Source organism: Vibrio sp. ZF 223 (genome assembly GCF_003050585.1).
GTDB lineage: Bacteria > Pseudomonadota > Gammaproteobacteria > Enterobacterales > Vibrionaceae > Vibrio > Vibrio crassostreae.
Genome location: NZ_PIGB01000005.1, coordinates 131,779 through 152,064, shown reverse-complemented (window position 1 = coordinate 152,064; position 20,286 = coordinate 131,779). Strand labels below are relative to the sequence as shown.

Genomic DNA, 20,286 nt, shown 5'->3' with positions numbered 1-20,286 from the left:
GCGGACTACAGCAAAAGGATCATGGTAGGCCAAATAGTCTAAATGCTTGTTCGCTTATTTGGCTTCAGGTGTAAAAAAGGCACTCAGCGAGATACTGAGTGCCAAAGTCTGAAATTTATGAGTTTATCTTTTCATTGAATTCCAGAAGACAGGTATAGGTTTGACTTACTCTGCGTCAGTAAAGAAATCGTTGTAAAGCATGTACAGGTGAGCTGCACTCCAAGAGAAGTTTGGTGCGCCTTGCTGTTCACCGTTCAATGGGTTGTAGTTCTCACGGATAGGACCGTCTTGAACTAATCCATCGGCGTGGTCAAAGAACGCGCCTGCCATTTCAATTGCGTCATCACGGTAGCCGTAGCTGTCCATGCCTTTTAGACCGAAGTAGAATTGGTCTACCCAAACGCGTCCACGCCAGTAAATATCTGGGCCGAATGCTGGGCTAGAAAGCGCTGCTGTACCTAGTGGAACGTAGGTGTTGAACTCTTCAGTGTCTTTCATCACAGAGACAACCGCATCTGCGTGACCTTGCGTTGCTGCGCCATTGAACAGTGGTGACCACCCTTCAGGGCCTTTACCACGTTCTACAATCGGTTTACCTGCACAGCCATTGGCTAGTGGTTTGTCTTCAATGCGAATGTCGTAGAAGAAGTTAGTGCCTTCGTCGAACATACAAGTGTTGATGTAGTTCGATAGGTGTTCTGCTTTTTCACGGAACTCTTTTGCTTCTGCGTCTTTACCTAGAATGTCAGCCATTTCTGCTAGGTACTTGTTATCGCTGTACATGTAGCTTGCTTGGTCGACAGATTCTTGCAGTAGCGAGTAGCCTAGCAGTGTGCCGTCTTCAGCGCGGTTTTGAGCGAACTCAACATCCCAATCACTACGTTTACCGCCGTTGGCAACGTAGGCGTCTAGCTGGTCTTTATCGATGAAACCAAAGGCGGCCGCATCGTCACGACCTGACTCCCAAGATGCGGCAGTTTGTGCGGGGCTCTCGATGTAATCGTAGTTGCCTTCTGCTACCACTTTATCCAGTGCTGCTTGTCCTACGACTGTTTCGTGCTTATCGCCACGAACCACGGTGAAGTACATTTCACCTTCAGGTGTGTTGTGTGCTTTGTCGCGAGCAGCGCCATACTCTGGAACGCCATTGCCGTTGTTGTCACGGTTGCGTAGCCACCAGTCGTGGTATGCCACTAACTTTGGATACATCTCTTCTAGCCAAGCTTCATCGCTGGTGGTCTTATAAACTTCCATTACCGCCCATGCTGCTAAGCTCGGTTTGGTGTTACGCTCATTCCAGTTACCGCCGTCGCCGCCACGTTCTGGGCTTAGGTTGTAAGCGAGTAGATCTGGCACGTAGCCCTCATCCCAAGGGCGAACGGCATCGTCGGCTTGGATTTGGTAAGCGAACATTGCACGGATGTTATCTTTCGCTACGTCTGGGTTGAAGTGAGCCATTGCGTAGGCTTGTTTCCATGTGTCCCACGGCCAAGTTTGGTTGCCCGAGAACCAACGCGCCGTTACTGATGGTGTTACAGAGTCAAACTCCATCGCACCTGCAGCGCCGCGCCAGTTACCGTTTAGGGTTTCCATCGCCTTAACCGCAACACGCTCTTGTTCTGGTGTTGCGTTCGGGTTGGTTAAACCCATCTCAAGATAGCCTTCCCAACGCTCTGCTGATGCAGCTAAGAAATCGGTAGGGTTTACCATGATCTTTTTGATTTCTGGCTGTTCTGCTTGCGCTTCTTCTGCCGTTAGAACATGTGAGTATGTGGTGTAGATAGTTGTCGATACTTCAATGTTTGCCGTTGAAGTAAACGTTAGGCCATCCACTTTAGTTTGCGTTGGAATCGATTTGTGAACTTGGTATTCAGATTCACCAGAAGTCAGTAGATCCCATGTCGAGCGCACCTTGCCAAAGGTTACTTTTAGGCCATCGTCAGTTGCGACGATTTGACGGTCATACTCAGGGTAAGTATCAGCGATTGTTTTGTCGGTTTGTGCCACGCCTTCTTTGGCGTGCGTCTTTTCTAGTAGTTCACCATCCCACACCAATTCAACCGGTGAGTCGGTAGTGATTTTGGTTTCTAGCAGAGAGGTGCGGTTTGAAGCAAAACGCAGCGTCATTTCTACTGTCACATCGTCAGATTTTAGCGTCTGAACCAATGCGCCCGGTAGGCTGTATGCTTCCATCGTGAACGCGACTTTTTTGCAGTCTTTGAACACGCTTAGGCGATCAAAGTTATCCGCCATGAAGTTGATGTACTCTTCGGTAAGCAGCGCTGTACCCGGGAAGCCGCCCATGCCTTCAGCCGTGTCTGGCAACAAGTGACCGTGCCATGCACCTAGGTCGAAGAATGGGTTGAAACGCTGGTGGTCATCGAAGTCGTAGTCACGCATGTATTCTGGTGAACCAGTGCGGTCGATAACGTTCTTAAATTGGTTCGCTTGAAGCTCTTCAGAGCCTGTATTTGTAGCGCAACCAGTAACAACAAGTGCTGCACCGATAGCGAGAGCTGCGAATGATTTATTCAGTTTCATGATCAATTCCTGTCATTACCAGTAGAAGTATTGCATTGCGAACACCTGAGCGTCACCGATTTCAGTATCGCTGCCTACGCCAAAGCGGCTATCGAAAGCAGTCGCAAATGTGCCATTTCCGTATTCGTACCAAACGCCCGCGTTGATGTAAGAGGTGATTTCTTTGTCGCCGTTGTCACCATCAAAGTTTGCGTAGTTGTAGGCTGCCGAAAGGTAAACGCCCTGAGCCGCTTCGTACCAAGCACTGGTTTGAATACCGGATTCACTGCCAAATGATTCTTGGTTGCCTTTATCTGTGTCGTGCCAAATACGAGTCGCAAAGTTTTTGTATTCAGCACCCAATAGCAATAGTTCACCGCCATCGTTGTTACGAACTTCACCACCACCCATTAGAGTTAAGTCGTCAGTCAGATCGTATTGGAGGTAACCGTTGACCATGGCGTTCTTATCTTTCCATTGGTCTGCGAAGTTGTCGTATTTACCGAAATGAACCAGAGCATCGTCTTCAGAGAAGTCAGATTCTGGCGCGAAAGAAACGCTGTAGCGTAGCTTGCCTTCTAGGTTTTGGATCTTCACACCAACATGTACGTCACGCGTGTTTGAGATCGCGTAGCCGTACTCGACGGTAGGGTCACCCCACCACTGAACGTCATCCAGAGACGAGTCCATACGACCGACAATAAATTCTGTTTTAGCATTGGTGCGGTAGCCAGCGTAAAAGCGGTTAAAACCACCTTCAAAGCCGCCCCAGCCGTGGCCAGTTGCCCAAGCATTGCCTTCGTCGTCAGCTTGTACTGTCCAGCCTTCCATGTAAGCAAGACCGAACCAATTACCGTGCTCGATAGCCAAGCCTGCTTCGATGTAAGTACCGTCTGCATAACGGCCTTTGTCGTCGCCTTCTAGTGCAACGTGACCACCAAGGCCAAGCTCACCATAAAAGTTAAATAGGGTTTCTGTTTCTGTTTTCGGAGGCTGAGTATCACTGTGGTTTGCTGCGGATTCTTCCGCATGGGCCGTGGTACTTAGGGCAGCAAGAATACAGCTTGTAATAAGAGTGGTTTTAGTAAAACTACTATTCATTTTAATCACTTCTGTGTCGGGGTTATAAATGAAGGTTCGTAAGCAGTTCTGACTTCTAATATGGGGTGCTCTTCAAGGCGTATTGGTCAGGTTACTTACGATCGCAAAACCGATATTAATGATAATTTTGATGTTTAAAATTAATTCAGTTTAAAAGTGTGATCTATTTTTAGTAAATATTTACTATGCTTTTATTTTGACTTTAAGTTGAATGTGTAGAGGCATGGTTAGGGTGGTAGCTATTCAGTCAGCGAATCACTTTGTAGGCGGTTAGATTGTTGAATCGAATGTCTTATTTCTTGAATAGCTTTGATGAAATCTAGGTGTTGAGTAGAAGTGTTCCAACAAATAAAAAGGCACTCACCAAATGCGAGTGCCTGAAGTTTAAATGTGAGTGCCTTAAGTTTTCAATCAGAGTGTAGGGTAAAACTAAGCGTTCGCTGGTTCAGGTTTCGCTTCTAGTTTTTTCTCTTCTGGAGATAAGCTTTTCTCGTATTGACCGTACTTCCACCATGCGTAGCCAAGGAAGATCACAATACCACCCACGTTGTAGAAGATGATGGTCATGATGTCTGCGCCTGTTGGGAATGTAGAAGCGAAGAAACCAACGGTGAAGATAGCGATAAGGATCGATACTGCTGTAATACCGACCGTACGAGAACCCATGCGGAAATCACGTGGTAGGTGGTCCAGTTTCACGCGCAGGTGCAGGTAAGCAATCATGATGAACAGTGGCGGTAGCATAGAAGCTGCTGCGGTCATGTTGATGATGGTGCTCATCAAGTCTTGAACGGTGTCAGACGCCAACGTTGGGATGAACATCAGTGGAATCACGATGAAGAACTGAACCCAAGCTGCACGCTCTGGTACACCTTGTTTGTTAAGCGCGACAGTCTTCTCGCCAAAGATGCCTTTAGGGATTTCAGAGAAGAAGATCTTAACCGGTGTCGCCGTCCACATAAGTAGAGAGCCCAACATCGCAGTGAATGAAACCACACCAACGAAACGGTTCATCAGGATTTCCGACAGTCCAAAGTGTCTTGCTAGTCCTTCAAATACCTGAACTGAGCCGCCAGTGAATTTAAGTTCTTCACGAGCAACAAATACGTTCGCTAACACAGATCCTACCGAGTAAAGCGCACCGATGAAGATACCCGCGATGATGATCACTTTAACGAAAGACTTGTGACCGCCTTTGATGTCGTTAACGTAAACCGCGACCGATTCCGCACCGCCCGCCGCCATGAAAATCCAAGTGATTACGCCAAGGAATGCCCAGTTGAAGCTTGGTGTCATTGCTTCGATGGTGATTGGATCAGCTGGCTCGATACCGCCTACCAAAGCTCCGCCAGATAACAAGATGTAAGACATCGTTAGCAGCAGCATTAGCGATGATGTTAGTGAGGTAATAGGGCCCAGTAATTTCGCGCCGTTGTTAGAGATATGAGTCGCGACCGCAAATAAAATGGTACTCAGAATTGCGGTGGTCATTGGCGTGAAGATGTACTCGAAACCTAAGAACGCATAAGACGCGTAAGCGATGATTCTAGGCAGCAGAGAGGTGAAGAAGAACAGGTTAACAAACCAGTAGGTGTAAGCTGAAATAAACGCCCAGCGGCCGCCTAGAGAGCTTTTAACCCAAGAATAAACACCCGCTTCAGAGTCTTTATTCAGTGACACAAACTCTGCAACGATCAAACAAAATGGCACAAAGTAAAAGATGGTTGCTAGAAAGAACATCGGAGCCGAAGAAAGGCCGATCTCGATGTTGTTATTAATGATGTTATTGAAGCTGTATACCGCCGCGAAGGTCATAGACAGTAGGGCAAATTTGCCTATCGTACTGCGTTTATTTTCGGACATGATGTTCTCCGGTGAATCACGTTGATGATCGTTATAACTTGGTCCTAGAGAGGGAAGCTCTAGGCCGCACTTTTATTGTTATGTTGGTTTGGCAAACACCCGCTTTGTTTTGTCAGGGTTGGCTCATTGTTGTTTTTATAGATTTACGATCGGACTTCTTTGGGCTTTTTCTCTCTGGTATTTCAGTAAAGTTATTACCAAAACAAAGAGTTAAAGATTAAGAAGTTCATTGAAGAGATTGCTGGTTTCATGAGCGACGATTTATAAGGCTTGTAGGGGCTTTTTGTCGCTTTTTTTATATGAATCAGTTTGTCTCTTCAGCAAGAAGATTAAAGATTAAGCGGCGGGAAGTTAATCGAAATTGATCAAATATGTGACCTTGAGTAAATAAATTTAGTTAATGTTTTACCTTGGTTTTTATTCGAGTTTTATTACCTATTAATTGGTGTTTTTCGTGAACTGAAACCTTGACGGAACGCCGTTTTTATTTTTTTGATTTGTCGTTTAATTGTCTGATTTAAAAAAAAAAAAAGCGCCTTGGTAGGCGCTTTTAAAGTTGGGGGGTAATGCAGAGAGCTACGATTGCTTAGCTGTTTCTAGCTTTGCGTCTTTACCTGCCTGCTTTTTTTCAAAGCGAGAGATCCACCACCAAGCAAGACCAGAGAATACCGCTGTCATGAAGACGTTGATGAAGAAGGCTTGAACAAGGTCAACACCTGTCGGGAATGCCGATGCTGTCATGCTCACAACGAAGATACCAATCAGTACCGAAACCACTGCCATACCTTGAACTCGAGTACCCATGCGGAAATCACGTGGTGTGTCGTCATGCTTCAAACGGAATACAAAGTACGCCACCATGATGAAGATAGGCGGAAGCATTGCGGTACCAGCGGTTAGGTTGATTGCTGTGTTCATCATGTCTTGTACTGATTCAGAGCCGAAGCCGTTAACCACAAGCATCACGAATACAAACGCGAACTGCCACCAAGCTGCACGTACTGGCACGCCGTGTTCGTTAAGCTCTGTTGTTTTCTCGCCGTAAACACCTTTAGGAATTTCAGAGAAGTGAATTTTTACTGGAGCTGCTGTCCACATCATCATCGAACCGAACATGGCAACGAATAGGATAATACCGACGAAGCGACCCGTTAGAGATTGTGAGATGTCGAAGTAGTTTGCCATACCTGTGAAGATTTCAACCATGCCGCCAGCGTAGGTCAGTTCATCACGAGCAACGAATACGTTTACTAGAAGAGAGCCAACTGCGTACATTGCGCCGATTGCGATACCTGCACCAATGATAACCTTGATGAAAGACTTGTGACCGCCCTTAACATCGTTTAGGTAAGCGGCTGCGGTTTCAGCACCACCGGCTGCTTGGAAGATCCAACACATGATACCTAGCGTTGCCCAGTTGATGGTCGGTGTCATTGCTTCAAGCGTGATTGGTTCTACTGGTTCATGGTTGCCGCCCAGTGCCATTAGTGCGCCGATAACGTAGATTGCAAACAGAGCGAATACGCCGTAGGCCACGATCTCGGCAATCTTACCTAGCCAGCTCGCGCCTTTGGTTGAGATGTGTGTCGCTGCTGCAAACAGAGCAATCGAGATAGCCGATGTAACGACTGGCGAGAAGGCGTATTCATAGCCCAACATCGCGTAAGACGCATAAGCGATTACGTTTGGTAGCAGAGATACAAACCAGAAAAGGTTTACGAACCAGTATAGGAACGAACCTAGGTAGGCTGCTTTTGAGCCTAGCGGTTTTTTAAGCCAGTCGTACATGCCTGACTCAGAATTTTTATTTGCAGATACGAATTCAGCAATGATGAACACGAATGGAATGAAGTAAATAAGGGTAGCGAGCAAAAAGATAGGGGCTGAACTCAATCCCAATTCGATGTTGTTGTTTACGATGTTGCGAACGTTAAATACCGCTGCAAATGTCATGGAGAGTAGGGCAAATTTGCCTAACTTACCGCGTACAGATTCAGACATAGTGTCCTCCAGGGAATCACATAATTATAGTCGTTATTTCCCTATGCTTCTTTGTAGGGAAGAAGCACAGAGGTTTTGTTCAGTCTATTTGAGCCTTGAACGGCAAGGCTCAAACGCGCTGTGAGTTAATAGGGTTATTGCTTACTTATTAAGGAAGTAACCGTCTTCAATGGTCACTTTCAGCACCACCTTGCGAACTCGGTTATCACCGTGGAAGCGGTAAGCTTTGCTGTTATCAAAGATCGCCACTTGGCCTTCAGATAACTCACGAGTTTCACCGTTACCCAGTAGGTGTTCACGGTCGGTTTCATCGCTGTAAGCTTGGGTCTGTTCAAGTTGAGACTTATCAGCAAACTCAACCGTTTCACGACCTTCCAAGTAGTAGTGCACATCAAAGTAACGACGGTTGCCGGTGAAGTTTTCTGTGTTACGAGCCACACCGTCTTCAATCATGTAAGCCAGTGAGTCACCAATCGAATACATCACGCCATCTTTGATGTTGCCGATGTTTTCAATCGCTTCTACACAGCGTTGCCATTTACGACCGTCGCGGTAAACGACTTTAAATTGCTCTAGGTTGTCTAAAACGATCATCGCTTATGCCTCGTTCTGTTGTGGTTGAGTTGTTGGCGTATTCGCCGTGAAGAACTCATCACCAAAGTTGTGATTGATTAGGTGTTGTGCGTCGCAATCGCCTGCTTGGAATGGAATCAGAGTTAAGCCGTAGCGGAACTCATCCATGTACACGCGGTAAGAATCCAATACTTCGCTGCCCCAAGAGTTTGAACCTAGGCCCATCACTTGGTGGTCTAGATTTAGGGTGATGTAACCGCTCTTCTCTAGTTCAATCGTATGCTGTGCTTGATGCAGGTTTTGGTTGGTGTAGAACCATGCGCTGAAGTTGATTTCTTGCTGTGGTTTCACCGCAATACCATTGCCAGCACGGCTTGAAAGCGCAGCCCAACGAACGTGTTGGCGGTTGCCGTTGTTTTGTGGGAACGGGTAGTTCTCGAACATGTCAGCCACGGTTGATTGGTAAACATCAATCATGTTGGCTTGCTTGCTGTCTTGGTAGTTCTCTTCAGGGCCGCGGCCGTAGTATTGAACTTGGTCGAAATCGCCGTTGATGCCCATATCTAAACCAATGACTGGAATCACGTGAGGGTAATCACCGTAACGCTCGCCGCTCAGTTCAACGTTCAGTTGGCCTTCGGCACTGATTTGGTAGCGATATTCACAACGCATGCCGAAATCGAATACCGGTGGAGCAACGATACTGGTGGTGGTGATCTCAATCTTGCCGTTGTTCTCTTCCACGTTTAGCGTGCGGAAGTGCTCTTGCATGATCTGCAGGTGTGCAGGTTCCCAGTAACCATCGTGCTCTTGCTTATGGTTATCGATCATTGGCTTGAAGAAGTTCAGTTTAGGCTCCGACTTAATCAGTTCTTCGCCATTGACTAACCAGGACGTCAGCTTGCCGTTCACTTTTGAGAAATTCAGAGCAAAGTTGTGGCCTTTGATTAGGTAAGCTAAGCGAGACTCTTCAACATTCAGTGCAGTTGCATTGTTGTTCGTGAAGGCTTCAAGTTGTGCTGTGTTCTCTTTCACTTGGAACTGATAAACCGCGATGTCGTGGTTCGCCTCGCTGTATGAAGTACGAGAATCCTTACGAACCGTAAAGTTCACAAACACTTCGCGCGCATCAAGCTGTGGCAAGTTAAGCGTTAGTTCACGGCTAGAGTTCTCAGCCAGTTCTTCAACCTTGATGTGTTGTACGGCAATGGTTTCACCCTCAGCGCGGATTTCCGCAGTGATGGTGTAGTCATCGATGTTTGAGAACCAAAGCTTGTTGTCTACCGTAAAGGTGCCCGTTTGTGCATCGAAATCGCGAAGCTTCACAGGGGCAATCACTTGCTTGTACTCTTTCAAGCCTGGGCCTGGCGTTTGATCCGGGTAGATCAAACCGTCCATGCAGAAGTTGTAGTTGTTCGGGTAGTCACCGTAGTCACCGCCGTATTTGTAGAACTCTGTGCCTGCTTCATCACGCGCTAGAATGCCGTGGTCACACCATTCCCAAACATAGTGACCTTGAATGGCATCATGCTTGTAGAATACGTTCTGGTACTCGGTTAAACCGCCCGGGCCGTTACCCATTGCGTGTGCGTATTCACAGATGATGCGTGGCTTTTCGTGCGGGAATTCACCGAAGGCATTCATCAGTTGAGCTCGTGAGTACATGGTTGAAATGATGTCGACCACTTCAGCATCACGGTCTTCTTCGTAATGAACCAGACGCGTGTCATCAATGGCTTTTGCTGCATCGTACATAGAACGGATGTTGCAGCCGTAACCAGACTCGTTACCCAGTGACCACATGATGATAGAAGGGTGGTTCTTTTGAGCGTGAATATGACGCTCGATACGCTCAACAAACACCGCTTCCCATGCTGCATCGTTAGTGATGCGGCTTAAGTCGCCAACGTTAGCAAAACCGTGTGTTTCAACATCGGTTTCGCCCATCACGAACAGACCGTAGATATCACACAGTTCGTAGAAACGTGGGTCGTTCGGGTAGTGCGCTGTACGTACTGAGTTGATGTTGTGTTGCTTCATCAACACTAAGTCTTTCTCTACGCGATCCATCCCAACAGCACGACCTTTTAGGTGGTCGTTGTCGTGGCGGTTCACGCCGTGAAGCATCACGTATTTGTTGTTGATGTAGAACAGACCATCGCGAACTTTAATGTCGCGGAAACCAACGCGTTGTGGGATCACTTCTAACACTTTGCCGTCAGCGTCTTTCAGCGTCAGCAGCAGTTGGTAAAGGTATGGGTTTTCAGCGTTCCATTGAACAGGGTTCACTACATCGATAGAGAATTGAGTATCGGCATTGCCGCCAGTCTGTTGGTTAGGAACAGTTAGGTTATCTACTGAGCCTTGCGAGATAACTTGGCTGCCATCAAGCAATGCGTACTCAAGGGTTGCGTTTGCCGCTGCTGCTAGGTTTTCTAGTTCCACTTTGCACGACAGGGTAGCGCTTTGGTAAGCGTCGTCGAAATCAGTGCGAACGGTAACGTCTTGAATGTGCAGCTGTTCTTTACCTACGAGGTAAACGTCACGGAAGATACCGCCCGTCCACCACATGTCTTGGTCTTCAATGTAGGTTGAATCGGCCCACTGCATCACACGAATAGAAAGTAGGTTGTTGCCTGCTGTTACCTGGCTAGAGATATCGAACTCAGCGGTTAGGCGGCTACCTTTGCTGAAACCTACATATTCGCCGTTTACGTAAACTTCGAAGTAAGTTTCAACGCCATCAAATTTGATGATGGTTTGTTTTTCGTCCCAGCTTTCGCCAAGGAAGAAAGAGCGTTGGTATGCGCCGGTTGGGTTGTCTGATGGTACGAAAGGCACGTCAATTGGGAATGGGAAACCTTCATCTGTGTATTGAAGATCGCCGTGGCCTTCCATTTGCCACATGTTTGGAACCGTGATGTTGCCCCAGTCGCTCATTTCCTGAGAATAAAACTCTTCAGGAACCAATAGCGGATTGGTGAAGTAGCTGAAATTCCATTGGCCACTCAATAGTTGGAAGTGGCTGCTCAGTTCACGCTGAAACGTTTTTGCATTTGTTTCTGATGCGTATGAGAAGAAGTATGCACGCGGTGCCATACGGTTCTCATGTAAGTTCAGGAAGTTTTCCCAGTTGTTCACGTTGCCTCTCTCTCGGTCTAAATGCAGTTTGCTGACCGACGTTCTTATGCGTAATTGGGTCGTAGTGAATACGAGTATTTTTGGACTGAGGTAATTATTAGTAAAAGTTTTACTAAATGAAATTGGTGAAAACGTTTTACTTTAACTTCATCACGTTTTTTATGGTCTTTTTACGGTGCTGTGTGATCCACTTAAAAGAATGCTATTGGCTGTTTTATGCAGCAGGTTAAAGAGGGGGACATGTGTCGATTGATGTATGTGACGGGCACAAAAAAGGCCACCTTCAACAAAGGTAGCCTTAATTTATCTATTTGATATATTTAATTATTTTGTTGTATCGCGTAGCTTGAGTTTGCTTGGTACATAGACGCGTAATGGGATGGTTCGGCCGTCGCGTACTTTCTCAATCAGCAGGTTAACGCCTTGAATTCCCATCAGTTCAGAGTGAATACGAACAGTCGATAAAGATGGGAAGGTAAATTTAGCTGTTGGGATGTCGTTTACACTGATCAGCGCAATATCTTCAGGAATGTTTAATCCGTGCTCATGAACTGCTCGTAAAACGCCAATTGCGATGGAATCTGACGCAATAAACATGGCTTTAGGGTAGTCGCCCGTCGCGAGCATCTGTTTTGCAAGCTTGTAACCTGATGAGCTAGAGAAGTCACCACGGTAGATGTCTTGCTCACTGACAACATTTTTTAGGCCACCATATTCAGCAAAAGCGACTTCACGAATATCAGGGGTGTTGACGTCGTCTTGGCCACCAATAAAGCCGATGCGCTCATAGCCTTGGTTGATAAAGAAGTTGGTGATCTCTTTGCTGATCAAAGCCAGGTCGATATCGACAGAGTCATAAGGTTCTGAGTGATCGGTAAAATCGACATAACAAATATTATCGCTCAGCTTTTTAGCTTGCTCGATAACCTCTGGTGTCATTCGACCCACCAATAAAACACCTGTTATCGGCGCTGAGTTGATTTGTATTTTACTTTCATAACAGTTGGTTAGCTTGATTTCCATCTTTTCGCATTGGGTTTCAATCCCATGGCGAATCGATAGGTAGTAAGGGTCGTTAACCTCAGCTTCTTGCTTGTAGTTATACAGGGCTAGGAAGTGATGGTTTTGTTTTTTACTACTAACGGTTTTTCGTGAGCTGCTGGTTTTGTATTCCAACTTCTCTGCAATTTCAAAGATACGCCTTTTGGTCTCTTCCTTGACGCTTAATGTTGGATCTTCATTGAGAACCCTTGAAACTGTAGCCAATGATACATTCGCTTCAGTCGCGATATCTTTTAACGTTGCCATACTCACTTCCTGTTATTGGAACATTGCGCTGCTTTGAAATTGGTATTTAGTAAAAAAGCAATGCACCTCTTTATTCTACAGACCTATTGTAATCAAACTGGAAGTCATTGCATTAACTTTTAGTAAAATAAATGCTCAACTCATCTGTGATGTCTCAAATCTGACTATCTATAATTATCTTATTAAAATTCAATGAATTAGAAGTTAACAGCTATACGTTATCTCTATGCCATGTTCAGTACCAATGATGAAAGTTAGTGTAAACGTTTACACTTCGTGGTTTTGATCACAGAATTATAGTCAAAATGGCTGCTACTATTTCTGGTATACGGTGCTTCTGAGCTGAATGCCAGTTCGAGTTAGCCCATGAATGACGACAAAGAGAGGTTGATTGTGAAAGTACTGGTTACGGGCGGCATGGGTTACATCGGAAGTCATACATGCATTCAAATGATACAGGCAGGTATGGAGCCAATCATTGTTGATAACCTTTGCAACAGCAAAGAGCTAGTGCTGGAACGAATCGAATCGTTAACTGGCAAGCGACCAACGTTTTATCTTGGCGACATTCGTGACCAATCTTTTCTAGATAGCGTGTTTTCAGAAAACGATATCCAAGCCGTGATTCACTTTGCTGGCCTGAAAGCGGTAGGGGAGTCGGTGGCTAAGCCTTTGGAATACTACGATAACAACGTCAATGGTTCATTGGTGTTAGCTCGAAGTATGAAGAAAGCGGGCGTGAAAAGCATCGTATTTAGTTCTTCGGCTACCGTTTACGGTGACCCTGAAGTAGTGCCGATTACTGAAACTTCACCAACAGGCGCGACAACTAACCCTTATGGTCGCAGCAAATATATGGTTGAAGAGTGCTTAAGCGATCTGTTCAACGCGGAGAACGATTGGAGCGTGACTTTGCTACGTTACTTCAATCCAGTCGGCGCACATCCATCGGGCACTATGGGTGAAGACCCACAAGGTATCCCAAATAATTTAATGCCGTTCATAGCTCAAGTAGCCGTAGGTCGCCGTGAAAAACTGGCTGTTTTTGGAAACGATTACCCAACAGTCGATGGCACAGGCGTTCGTGACTATATTCATGTAATGGATTTAGCGGATGGCCATGTCGCCGCACTAAAAGTGGTTGGCGAGAAAGCGGGCTTACACATTTACAACCTAGGTACTGGCAAAGGCTCAAGTGTACTTGAGATGGTTGAAGCCTTCGCACAAGCATCAGGCAAACCGGTTCCTTATGAACTTTGCCCACGTCGCGCAGGTGACATTGCCGAATGTTGGGCAAGCACAGAAAAAGCGGAGCGCGAACTTGGTTGGAAGGCGACGCGTAGCGTGATGGAGATGACGGCGGATACATGGAATTGGCAGTCGAATAACCCGAACGGCTACTAGCCTGTGTAATTGAAGCTGCTTAGCTGCGACTCCAATTTCTTTGGGGAAGGCAAAGACAAGATATGGGAAAAGAGAGATTCCAGATATCTCGTACCTCGATTCTGGAATGACGAATTTTAAAACTACGATTTCTGAACGTCATTCCCTACAGCGAGGAACGAGCGTGATAGGGAATCTCCTTGTAGAAGAATTATTCATCTTGGTGAATTGACCAAGACACAAAATTTGAGAGCAATCTAAACATGTCAAAAGTTGAATTTAACCCAGTAGACCATCCGCATCGTCGTTATAACCCATTAACGGGTCAGTGGATCTTAGTATCACCGCACCGCGCAAAGCGTCCTTGGAGTGGCCAAGATGAAAAGCCATCGACCGAGCAACTTCCTGAATACGAGAAAGAGTGTTTCTTGTGCCCAACCAATACGCGTATCTCGGGCGATGAAAACCCAAATTACGACGACACTTATGTATTCAGTAATGATTTCGCTGCCTTGATGCCTGATTCGCCTGACGCTCCAGAGTCTGATAACCCTCTATTCAAGACTCAAGGTGTACGTGGGTTGAGCCGCGTGATCTGTTTCTCTCCTGACCACAGCAAAACGCTGCCAGAGTTACCAGTAAACAAGATTCGCGGTGTGATTGATACATGGAATGAACAGATTGAAGAGCTAGGTAAAGACTACCTATGGGTTCAAGCGTTTGAAAACAAAGGCGAGACCATGGGTTGTTCTCAGCCTCACCCACACGGTCAAATTTGGGCGAACAGCTTTCTGCCAAACGAGATTGAACGTAAAGAAAAGCTTCTAAAAGAATACTTTGAGCAACAAGGTTCAAACCTATTAGTGGATTACGTTGAAGCTGAAATGAAAGACGGCTCTCGCACTGTGGTTGAAACCGAACATTGGATTGCTGTGGTTCCTTACTGGGCGGCGTGGCCATTTGAAACCATGTTGCTACCAAAAACACACATTCGCCGTATGAGTGAACTGACTGACGAGCAACGTGATGACTTAGCACTTGCGATAAAGAAGCTGACGAGTCGCTACGACAACTTGTTCCAGTGTTCATTCCCATACTCGATGGGTTGGCACTATGCGCCATTCTTCGAAGAAGGTACGGACATCGATCATTGGCAGTTGCATGCCTTGTTCTACCCGCCACTGTTACGCAGTGCTTCGGTTCGTAAGTTCATGGTTGGCTATGAAATGCTGGCAGAATCTCAGCGTGATTTAACCGCAGAACAAGCAGCGCAACGTCTTCGTGATTTGAGTGACGTTCACTATAAAGAGCAGTAATACGTTGCTTCGTAGATAACGAGCGAGATTCCTGATATCTCGTCCCTCGATTCTGGAATGACGGCAGGTGAGAAGCTGATGTTGTCATTCCCTACCGTGAGAGACGAACGAGGTAGGGAATCTAAAAGAATTAAAGTGGTGCCGTGAAGGGGCCATAACCAATTGAACAAAGAGTTTAACCAGAGAGTTTACTTATGTCTGACCTAATCCAAAACGTGAAAGCATCTTTTGAGCAAGTCCTTGGTTACCAAGCGACTCATATTATCCAAGCACCAGGTCGTGTGAACCTGATCGGCGAGCACACTGACTACAACGATGGTTTTGTTCTACCGTGTGCCATTAACTACCAGACGGTAGTCGCAGCGGCTAAACGTGACGACAACATCGTGCGCGTAGTATCAGTGGACTACGGCAATGCAGTGGATAAATTCGACCTAACTCAAGAGATCACATTTCAACAAGACAAGATGTGGGCTAATTACATTCGTGGTGTGGTGAAGTGCTTAAAAGGTCGCGGTTTTGAATTTACAGGTGCAGATATATCTGTAACGGGCAACGTGCCTCAAGGTGCTGGCTTAAGTTCTTCTGCGGCACTGGAAGTGGTGATTGGTCAAACATTCAAGGTGCTTTACAACCTAGAGATCAGCCAAGCCGAAGTGGCGCTTAATGGTCAGCAAGCTGAAAACGAATTTGTAGGCTGTAACTGCGGCATTATGGATCAAATGATCTCTGCAGAAGGTCGAGCAAACCACGCGATGCTTTTGGATTGTCGTAGCCTAGAAACAACGGCAGTTTCAATGCCAGAAGATATGGCTGTGGTTATCATCAACTCAAACAAGAAACGCGGCTTAGTCGACAGCGAATACAACACGCGTCGTGAACAATGTGAAGAAGCGGCGCGCATCTTTGGTGTTCCGGCACTTCGTGATGTGACCATTGAACAGTTCAAAGCGAAAGAATCTGAGTTGGACGAGATGGTTGCTAAGCGTGCTCGTCACGTGATTACTGAAAATGACCGTACCGTTGAAGCGGCTCAAGCTCTGCGTACTCACGACATGAAGCGTATGGGTGAACTGATGGCAGAATCGCATGCATCAATGCGTGATGACTTTGAAATCACAGTGAAAGAGATTGATACGCTGGTAGATATGGTCAAAGAAGTGATCGGTGAGCAAGGCGGTGTGCGTATGACGGGCGGTGGTTTCGGTGGTTGTATTGTGGCTTTGGTTCCACCTGCATTGGTTGATGAAATTAAAACAACTGTGGAGCAGAAATATCAAGCGGCGACGGGTCTAAAAGAATCTATTTATGTGTGCCAAGCGAAAGACGGCGCCAGCCTAATTGAAGTAATCTAACTGCTTCGAGACTTAATATAGAGCTTACCAAGTAAAAAGATCATGGTAGGCCAAATACTAAAGCCTTTACCTCAAACGTAGAGGCTTTTTACTGGCAGTAGAAGGAATTTAGAATGACACAAGCGCAGAACCTGCATCAATCCATGACAGAAACTGCAGCCTATGATGGCCAACCTGCTCAGCTTGTCACGCTGTCGAATGTACACGGCATGGAAGTGACATTCATGGATATTGGCGCAACGTGGTTGAGCTGTATCTTGCCAGTAAAAGGAAATAGAAGAGAAGTGCTATTGGGTGTTAACTCAATGGATAATTTCGAGAAGCAAGCCAGCTATATGGGCACAACCGTTGGCCGTTATGCTAACCGCATTGCCAATGGTCGCTTTAAAATTGATGGTCAGAACTACAAGCTGGAAACCAACCAAGCGGGCAATACCTTGCATGGTGGTCCGAACGGTTTTGATAAACGTCGTTGGAATATTACCGAGAAAACCGAAACGTCAGTGGTGTTTACTCTTGAGTCTGCTGATGGCGACCAAGGATTTCCGGGGAATTTGAATGTGTCGGTGCGTTATGACATCACCGAAGACAATCGAGTTTCCATTAATTACTCTGCAACCACCGATAAGCCAACCGTGGTTAATCTAACGAATCATGCTTACTTCAATCTACTTGGCGCAGAAGCCGGACACGATTGTTTGTCACACATTGTCAGCATCAACGCCAATCAATTCTTACCGACCAATTCGGTGGGTATTCCATTAGGTAACCTTAAATCGGTGAAATCGACCAGCTTCGACTTCAATCAGCCTATGATGATCTCAGAGCGTTTGTTGGGTGATGAACAGCAGAAAGCAGCAAAGGGTTACGACCACTCTTTCTTATTGGCTGACGGCTGCAAGCGCACTCAATGTGCCGCTACCGTAACCTCACCAGATGCGCTCGTCACACTAAAAGTATTTTCAACCAAACCTGCGATGCAGCTATACACCGGAAACTGGCTTGGTGGCACACCAAACCGAAGTGGTGGTAGCTATGAAGACTACGCTGGTTTGGCGCTAGAAACTCAGTTCTTACCTGACTCTCCTAACCACCCAGAGTGGAAGCAGGACAGTTGTATTCTCAAGCCTGAACAAGAATATAACTACAGTACCTGTTACCAGTTTGAATTTTCGGGGGATTCTTCAAACTAGTACGCTCTAGCTCAAAACGGTTACGCCAATGTCTTTTGCTTGTGAATAGGACGATGTGAATTATCGCGTTGTTCTTGGGGGATGAGCAAAAGTGGCGCTCAACAAGAGTGCGGTTTATTAAGCGCGATTGTTGAGTATCCGAGTAAGGTAGGAAAGCCCTAACAGAAGCGATTCTGTTAGGGCTTTTTTTTGTTTATTGCTTGGTGAGTAGACTAGAGCTTAGACTTTCTCTACCGAATTACGGCGTACCAAAGTCGGAGAGAACATCATTGGCTCAGTTGAGGTGTTTTCACCTTTGGCTAGGTGCAACGCGAGTCGTGTCGCTTTCTCTGCCATCATCTGAATTGGGTAGCGAATGGTGGTTAGCTTTGGATGAACATAGCGGGCAATCAAGCCATCATCGAAGCCGATGATCGACATTTCGTCCGGCGCTTGAATACCGTTTTCATCAAGGACAGATAAAGCACCTGCTGCCATGTAATCGTTGTATGCCACAATACCGGTGATTGGCAGTGATTTAGTCAAAAGGTTAGTCATGGCGTATTCGCCACCGTCACTGGTGGGTGCTGAGTATTCAATATAGCTGTCAGAGAGCGCAATTTTGTAATCTGAGAGTGCCGCTAAGTAACCTTGGATACGTTCATCGGCATCTTCAATGCTATGCGATGAGGCGATACAGGCAATATTCTGATGACCATGGCGGATCAGATATTCAGTCGCAAGATACGCGCCTTTTTTGTTGTCCAAGAAAATACAACGGTTGGCAATCTCTGCAATATAACGGTTGATCAGCACTAAGCCTTTGACTTCTTTTGCATAGGCAATCAGTTCTTCGTCTGTCAGGCCTTTTGAGTGGATCACCAAAGCATCGCAACGGCTGTTAATCAGTAACTCAATCGCTTGTCTCTCTTCTTCACGATCGTGTGAGCCATTACCGACAAGGATATGTTTTCCGTTCTCACGAGCGACATTATCGACAGCCTTAACTAGCGTGCCAAAAAAGGGATCGGAGATGTCACCGACCAATACACCAACAGTGTTTGTGCTTTGGCTTACCAGAGCGCGAGCATTGGCATTCGGGCGATAGCCGAGTTTAGACATCGCTTTAGTTACAGACTCTACCGAGCTTGCACTCGCCTTGGGAGACTTGTTGATCACTCGAGATACGGTTGCAACAGAAACACCAGCTTCCTTTGCTACATCTTTAATTGTTGCCATTTTTAACCTCTATACATTGCTGCATCTATTTAACACCGACAATGATAGTAAGGCAACGAAACTCTCATTTTACTTCCAGTAATGAGATCTTTACCGCTTGTAATTATTAGGCTTAATGCTAGTGTAAACATTTACATTTTACTTAATTTTAGTAAATGATTTAATGGGTGAAAATAAATCAATATAGGAAGTGAGAAATGGATACTGTCTCTTATGGTGACTTTGCTAAGTTAGAAATGCGTGTCGGTAAGATCATCGAGGTTGTGCGTCATGAAAATGCGGACAAGCTTTACATCGTGCAAGTGGATGTGGGTGACAAAACGCTACAAACGGTGACCAGTTTAGTACCTTATTACACAGAAGAAGAGTTAATGGGCAAGCAGGTTGTTGTTTTGTGCAATCTAGCGAAGGCGAAGATGAGAGGCCACACTTCTGAGTGCATGTTGTTATGTGCCGAAACGGAAGATGAATCTGAAAGTGTATTACTGACACCTGAACGTGCGATGCCAGCAGGTATTCGTGTCGTTTAAGCTCTCTCTAGGTTGGTGATCTAATGTGTTCACCAACCTAAATTAACTCGCTATGTATATTCATTAACAAGGTACATAAGCTAGCTTCGTACAGTCAGTATCAAGCCATCAATTACACTGTGGTGGTGATCGGAAACCCCAGCAAGATTGCCGTATTTAGGCTGGTGGCGATCATTTTCTAATGGGTGATGCCAACCTTGTGTGTGTTTAACAAAGTGCGCCGCAAAGCTTTCAGACACCTCTAAACATCCTGCCAATACCGTGTCGACATAGGTTTGAACGATAGGGCTGTTTTCGCAAGGAGCCTCAATCTCGTCTTTGATGTAAACCCAGATCGATTGATCCTGTTTGAACTCATTTTGGCTTTCTATCTGAGAGGCCTTTAATTCGATTCGATGATAACCTCGCTCACGGCGATCAAACTCAGCCAGTGCAATATCATCCACCTCAAGCAACACACCATTCACCTGTCCCTTGCCGAGATTGACGATCAAAGGTGATAAAACATAACTGTCATCGATCTTGCTCCAATGGCGAATTAAGCCATGAACAATCGCAGGGATCGCTTGCCCAGTCTGACCGGTAAGCTGGCGTGAAGATGAGTTGATTAAGCTACCATAACCAAAAATATACATCGCATTCCTTGTCTGAGTTGTTCCATTTAAGTCTAGTCTTACTATATGTGTCGTTTCATCAAAAGTCAGCCGTTTATATTTTTATACACTTGCGAGTTAAATTGACTCTTTTGATTGTGTTTAATTGACTCGTTTTTGACTTGAAAAAG

Annotated in this window: 14 protein-coding genes; 5 read left to right on the top strand and 9 right to left on the bottom strand. The window is 45.9% G+C overall.

Annotated elements, in window-relative coordinates; all coding sequences use genetic code 11:
• Positions 1-165 precede the first annotated feature (165 nt).
• From ygjK to ebgR, 7 genes are all read right to left on the bottom strand, one after another.
• Complete coding sequence (ygjK, locus tag CWO13_RS12275; RefSeq protein WP_108083027.1) at positions 166-2,541, bottom strand: alpha-glucosidase; 2,376 nt, start codon at positions 2,539-2,541, stop codon at positions 166-168.
• 15 nt (positions 2,542-2,556) lie between these two features.
• A complete protein-coding gene (gene ygjJ, locus CWO13_RS12270; RefSeq protein ID WP_108083026.1) occupies positions 2,557-3,621 on the bottom strand; it encodes a protein YgjJ in 1,065 nt (354 codons plus the stop codon).
• Between the two features lie 429 nt (positions 3,622-4,050).
• Positions 4,051-5,484 (bottom strand): amino acid permease, encoded by a 1,434-nt coding sequence (locus CWO13_RS12265; protein ID WP_048668902.1) that lies wholly within the window; start codon positions 5,482-5,484, stop codon positions 4,051-4,053.
• A 576-nt stretch (positions 5,485-6,060) separates the two neighbouring features.
• Positions 6,061-7,485, bottom strand: a complete 1,425-nt coding sequence (locus CWO13_RS12260) for an amino acid permease (protein WP_048605567.1) — start codon at positions 7,483-7,485, stop codon at positions 6,061-6,063.
• Positions 7,486-7,626: 141 nt separating this feature from the next.
• The gene (locus tag CWO13_RS12255) at positions 7,627-8,079 is read right to left on the bottom strand and encodes a beta-galactosidase subunit beta (RefSeq protein WP_065677566.1); all 453 of its coding nucleotides are present in this window, start codon (positions 8,077-8,079) and stop codon (positions 7,627-7,629) included.
• A 3-nt stretch (positions 8,080-8,082) separates the two neighbouring features.
• Positions 8,083-11,199, bottom strand: coding sequence for a beta-galactosidase subunit alpha (gene ebgA / locus CWO13_RS12250; protein WP_108083025.1), 3,117 nt, complete (start codon positions 11,197-11,199; stop codon positions 8,083-8,085).
• A 324-nt stretch (positions 11,200-11,523) separates the two neighbouring features.
• Positions 11,524-12,507 carry a transcriptional regulator EbgR gene (ebgR, locus tag CWO13_RS12245; RefSeq protein ID WP_017066024.1) on the bottom strand — a complete coding sequence of 328 codons (984 nt, stop codon included), beginning with the start codon at positions 12,505-12,507 and terminating at the stop codon, positions 11,524-11,526.
• A gap of 393 nt (positions 12,508-12,900) precedes the next feature.
• Here ebgR and galE point away from each other — a divergent pair, with 393 nt between their 5' ends.
• From galE to galM, 4 genes are all read left to right on the top strand, one after another.
• A complete protein-coding gene (galE, locus tag CWO13_RS12240; RefSeq protein WP_050645766.1) occupies positions 12,901-13,911 on the top strand; it encodes a UDP-glucose 4-epimerase GalE in 1,011 nt (336 codons plus the stop codon).
• A gap of 242 nt (positions 13,912-14,153) precedes the next feature.
• A complete protein-coding gene (locus CWO13_RS12235; RefSeq protein ID WP_108083024.1) occupies positions 14,154-15,206 on the top strand; it encodes a UDP-glucose--hexose-1-phosphate uridylyltransferase in 1,053 nt (350 codons plus the stop codon).
• A gap of 194 nt (positions 15,207-15,400) precedes the next feature.
• Positions 15,401-16,561 (top strand): galactokinase, encoded by a 1,161-nt coding sequence (gene galK, locus CWO13_RS12230; RefSeq protein WP_108083023.1) that lies wholly within the window; start codon positions 15,401-15,403, stop codon positions 16,559-16,561.
• A 113-nt stretch (positions 16,562-16,674) separates the two neighbouring features.
• Positions 16,675-17,754 carry a galactose-1-epimerase gene (gene galM, locus CWO13_RS12225; RefSeq protein ID WP_048658115.1) on the top strand — a complete coding sequence of 360 codons (1,080 nt, stop codon included), beginning with the start codon at positions 16,675-16,677 and terminating at the stop codon, positions 17,752-17,754.
• A 219-nt stretch (positions 17,755-17,973) separates the two neighbouring features.
• Here galM and CWO13_RS12220 read toward each other — a convergent pair whose 3' ends face one another.
• The gene (locus tag CWO13_RS12220; protein WP_048658114.1) at positions 17,974-18,972 is read right to left on the bottom strand and encodes a substrate-binding domain-containing protein; all 999 of its coding nucleotides are present in this window, start codon (positions 18,970-18,972) and stop codon (positions 17,974-17,976) included.
• 197 nt (positions 18,973-19,169) lie between these two features.
• Here CWO13_RS12220 and CWO13_RS12215 point away from each other — a divergent pair, with 197 nt between their 5' ends.
• Positions 19,170-19,502: a tRNA-binding protein gene (locus tag CWO13_RS12215; RefSeq protein WP_017060796.1), complete on the top strand. Its 333-nt coding sequence runs from the start codon at positions 19,170-19,172 to the stop codon at positions 19,500-19,502.
• A gap of 80 nt (positions 19,503-19,582) precedes the next feature.
• On the opposite strand, the gene CWO13_RS12210 is transcribed toward CWO13_RS12215, so the two are convergent.
• Positions 19,583-20,137: a gamma-glutamylcyclotransferase family protein gene (locus CWO13_RS12210; RefSeq protein ID WP_048668908.1), complete on the bottom strand. Its 555-nt coding sequence runs from the start codon at positions 20,135-20,137 to the stop codon at positions 19,583-19,585.
• Positions 20,138-20,286 lie beyond the last annotated feature (149 nt).

Bases quoted from the DNA above. Each gene is read 5' to 3' on its own strand.
- ygjK (WP_108083027.1), bottom strand. From the start codon at position 2,541: ATGAAACTGAATAAATCATTCGCAGCTCTCGCTATCGGTGCAGCACTT.
- ygjJ (WP_108083026.1), bottom strand. From the start codon at position 3,621: ATGAATAGTAGTTTTACTAAAACCACTCTTATTACAAGCTGTATTCTT.
- CWO13_RS12265 (WP_048668902.1), bottom strand. From the start codon at position 5,484: ATGTCCGAAAATAAACGCAGTACGATAGGCAAATTTGCCCTACTGTCT.
- CWO13_RS12260 (WP_048605567.1), bottom strand. From the start codon at position 7,485: ATGTCTGAATCTGTACGCGGTAAGTTAGGCAAATTTGCCCTACTCTCC.
- CWO13_RS12255 (WP_065677566.1), bottom strand. From the start codon at position 8,079: ATGATCGTTTTAGACAACCTAGAGCAATTTAAAGTCGTTTACCGCGAC.
- ebgR (WP_017066024.1), bottom strand. From the start codon at position 12,507: ATGGCAACGTTAAAAGATATCGCGACTGAAGCGAATGTATCATTGGCT.
- CWO13_RS12235 (WP_108083024.1), top strand. From the start codon at position 14,154: ATGTCAAAAGTTGAATTTAACCCAGTAGACCATCCGCATCGTCGTTAT.
- galK (WP_108083023.1), top strand. From the start codon at position 15,401: ATGTCTGACCTAATCCAAAACGTGAAAGCATCTTTTGAGCAAGTCCTT.
- galM (WP_048658115.1), top strand. From the start codon at position 16,675: ATGACACAAGCGCAGAACCTGCATCAATCCATGACAGAAACTGCAGCC.
- CWO13_RS12220 (WP_048658114.1), bottom strand. From the start codon at position 18,972: ATGGCAACAATTAAAGATGTAGCAAAGGAAGCTGGTGTTTCTGTTGCA.
- CWO13_RS12215 (WP_017060796.1), top strand. From the start codon at position 19,170: ATGGATACTGTCTCTTATGGTGACTTTGCTAAGTTAGAAATGCGTGTC.
- CWO13_RS12210 (WP_048668908.1), bottom strand. From the start codon at position 20,137: ATGTATATTTTTGGTTATGGTAGCTTAATCAACTCATCTTCACGCCAG.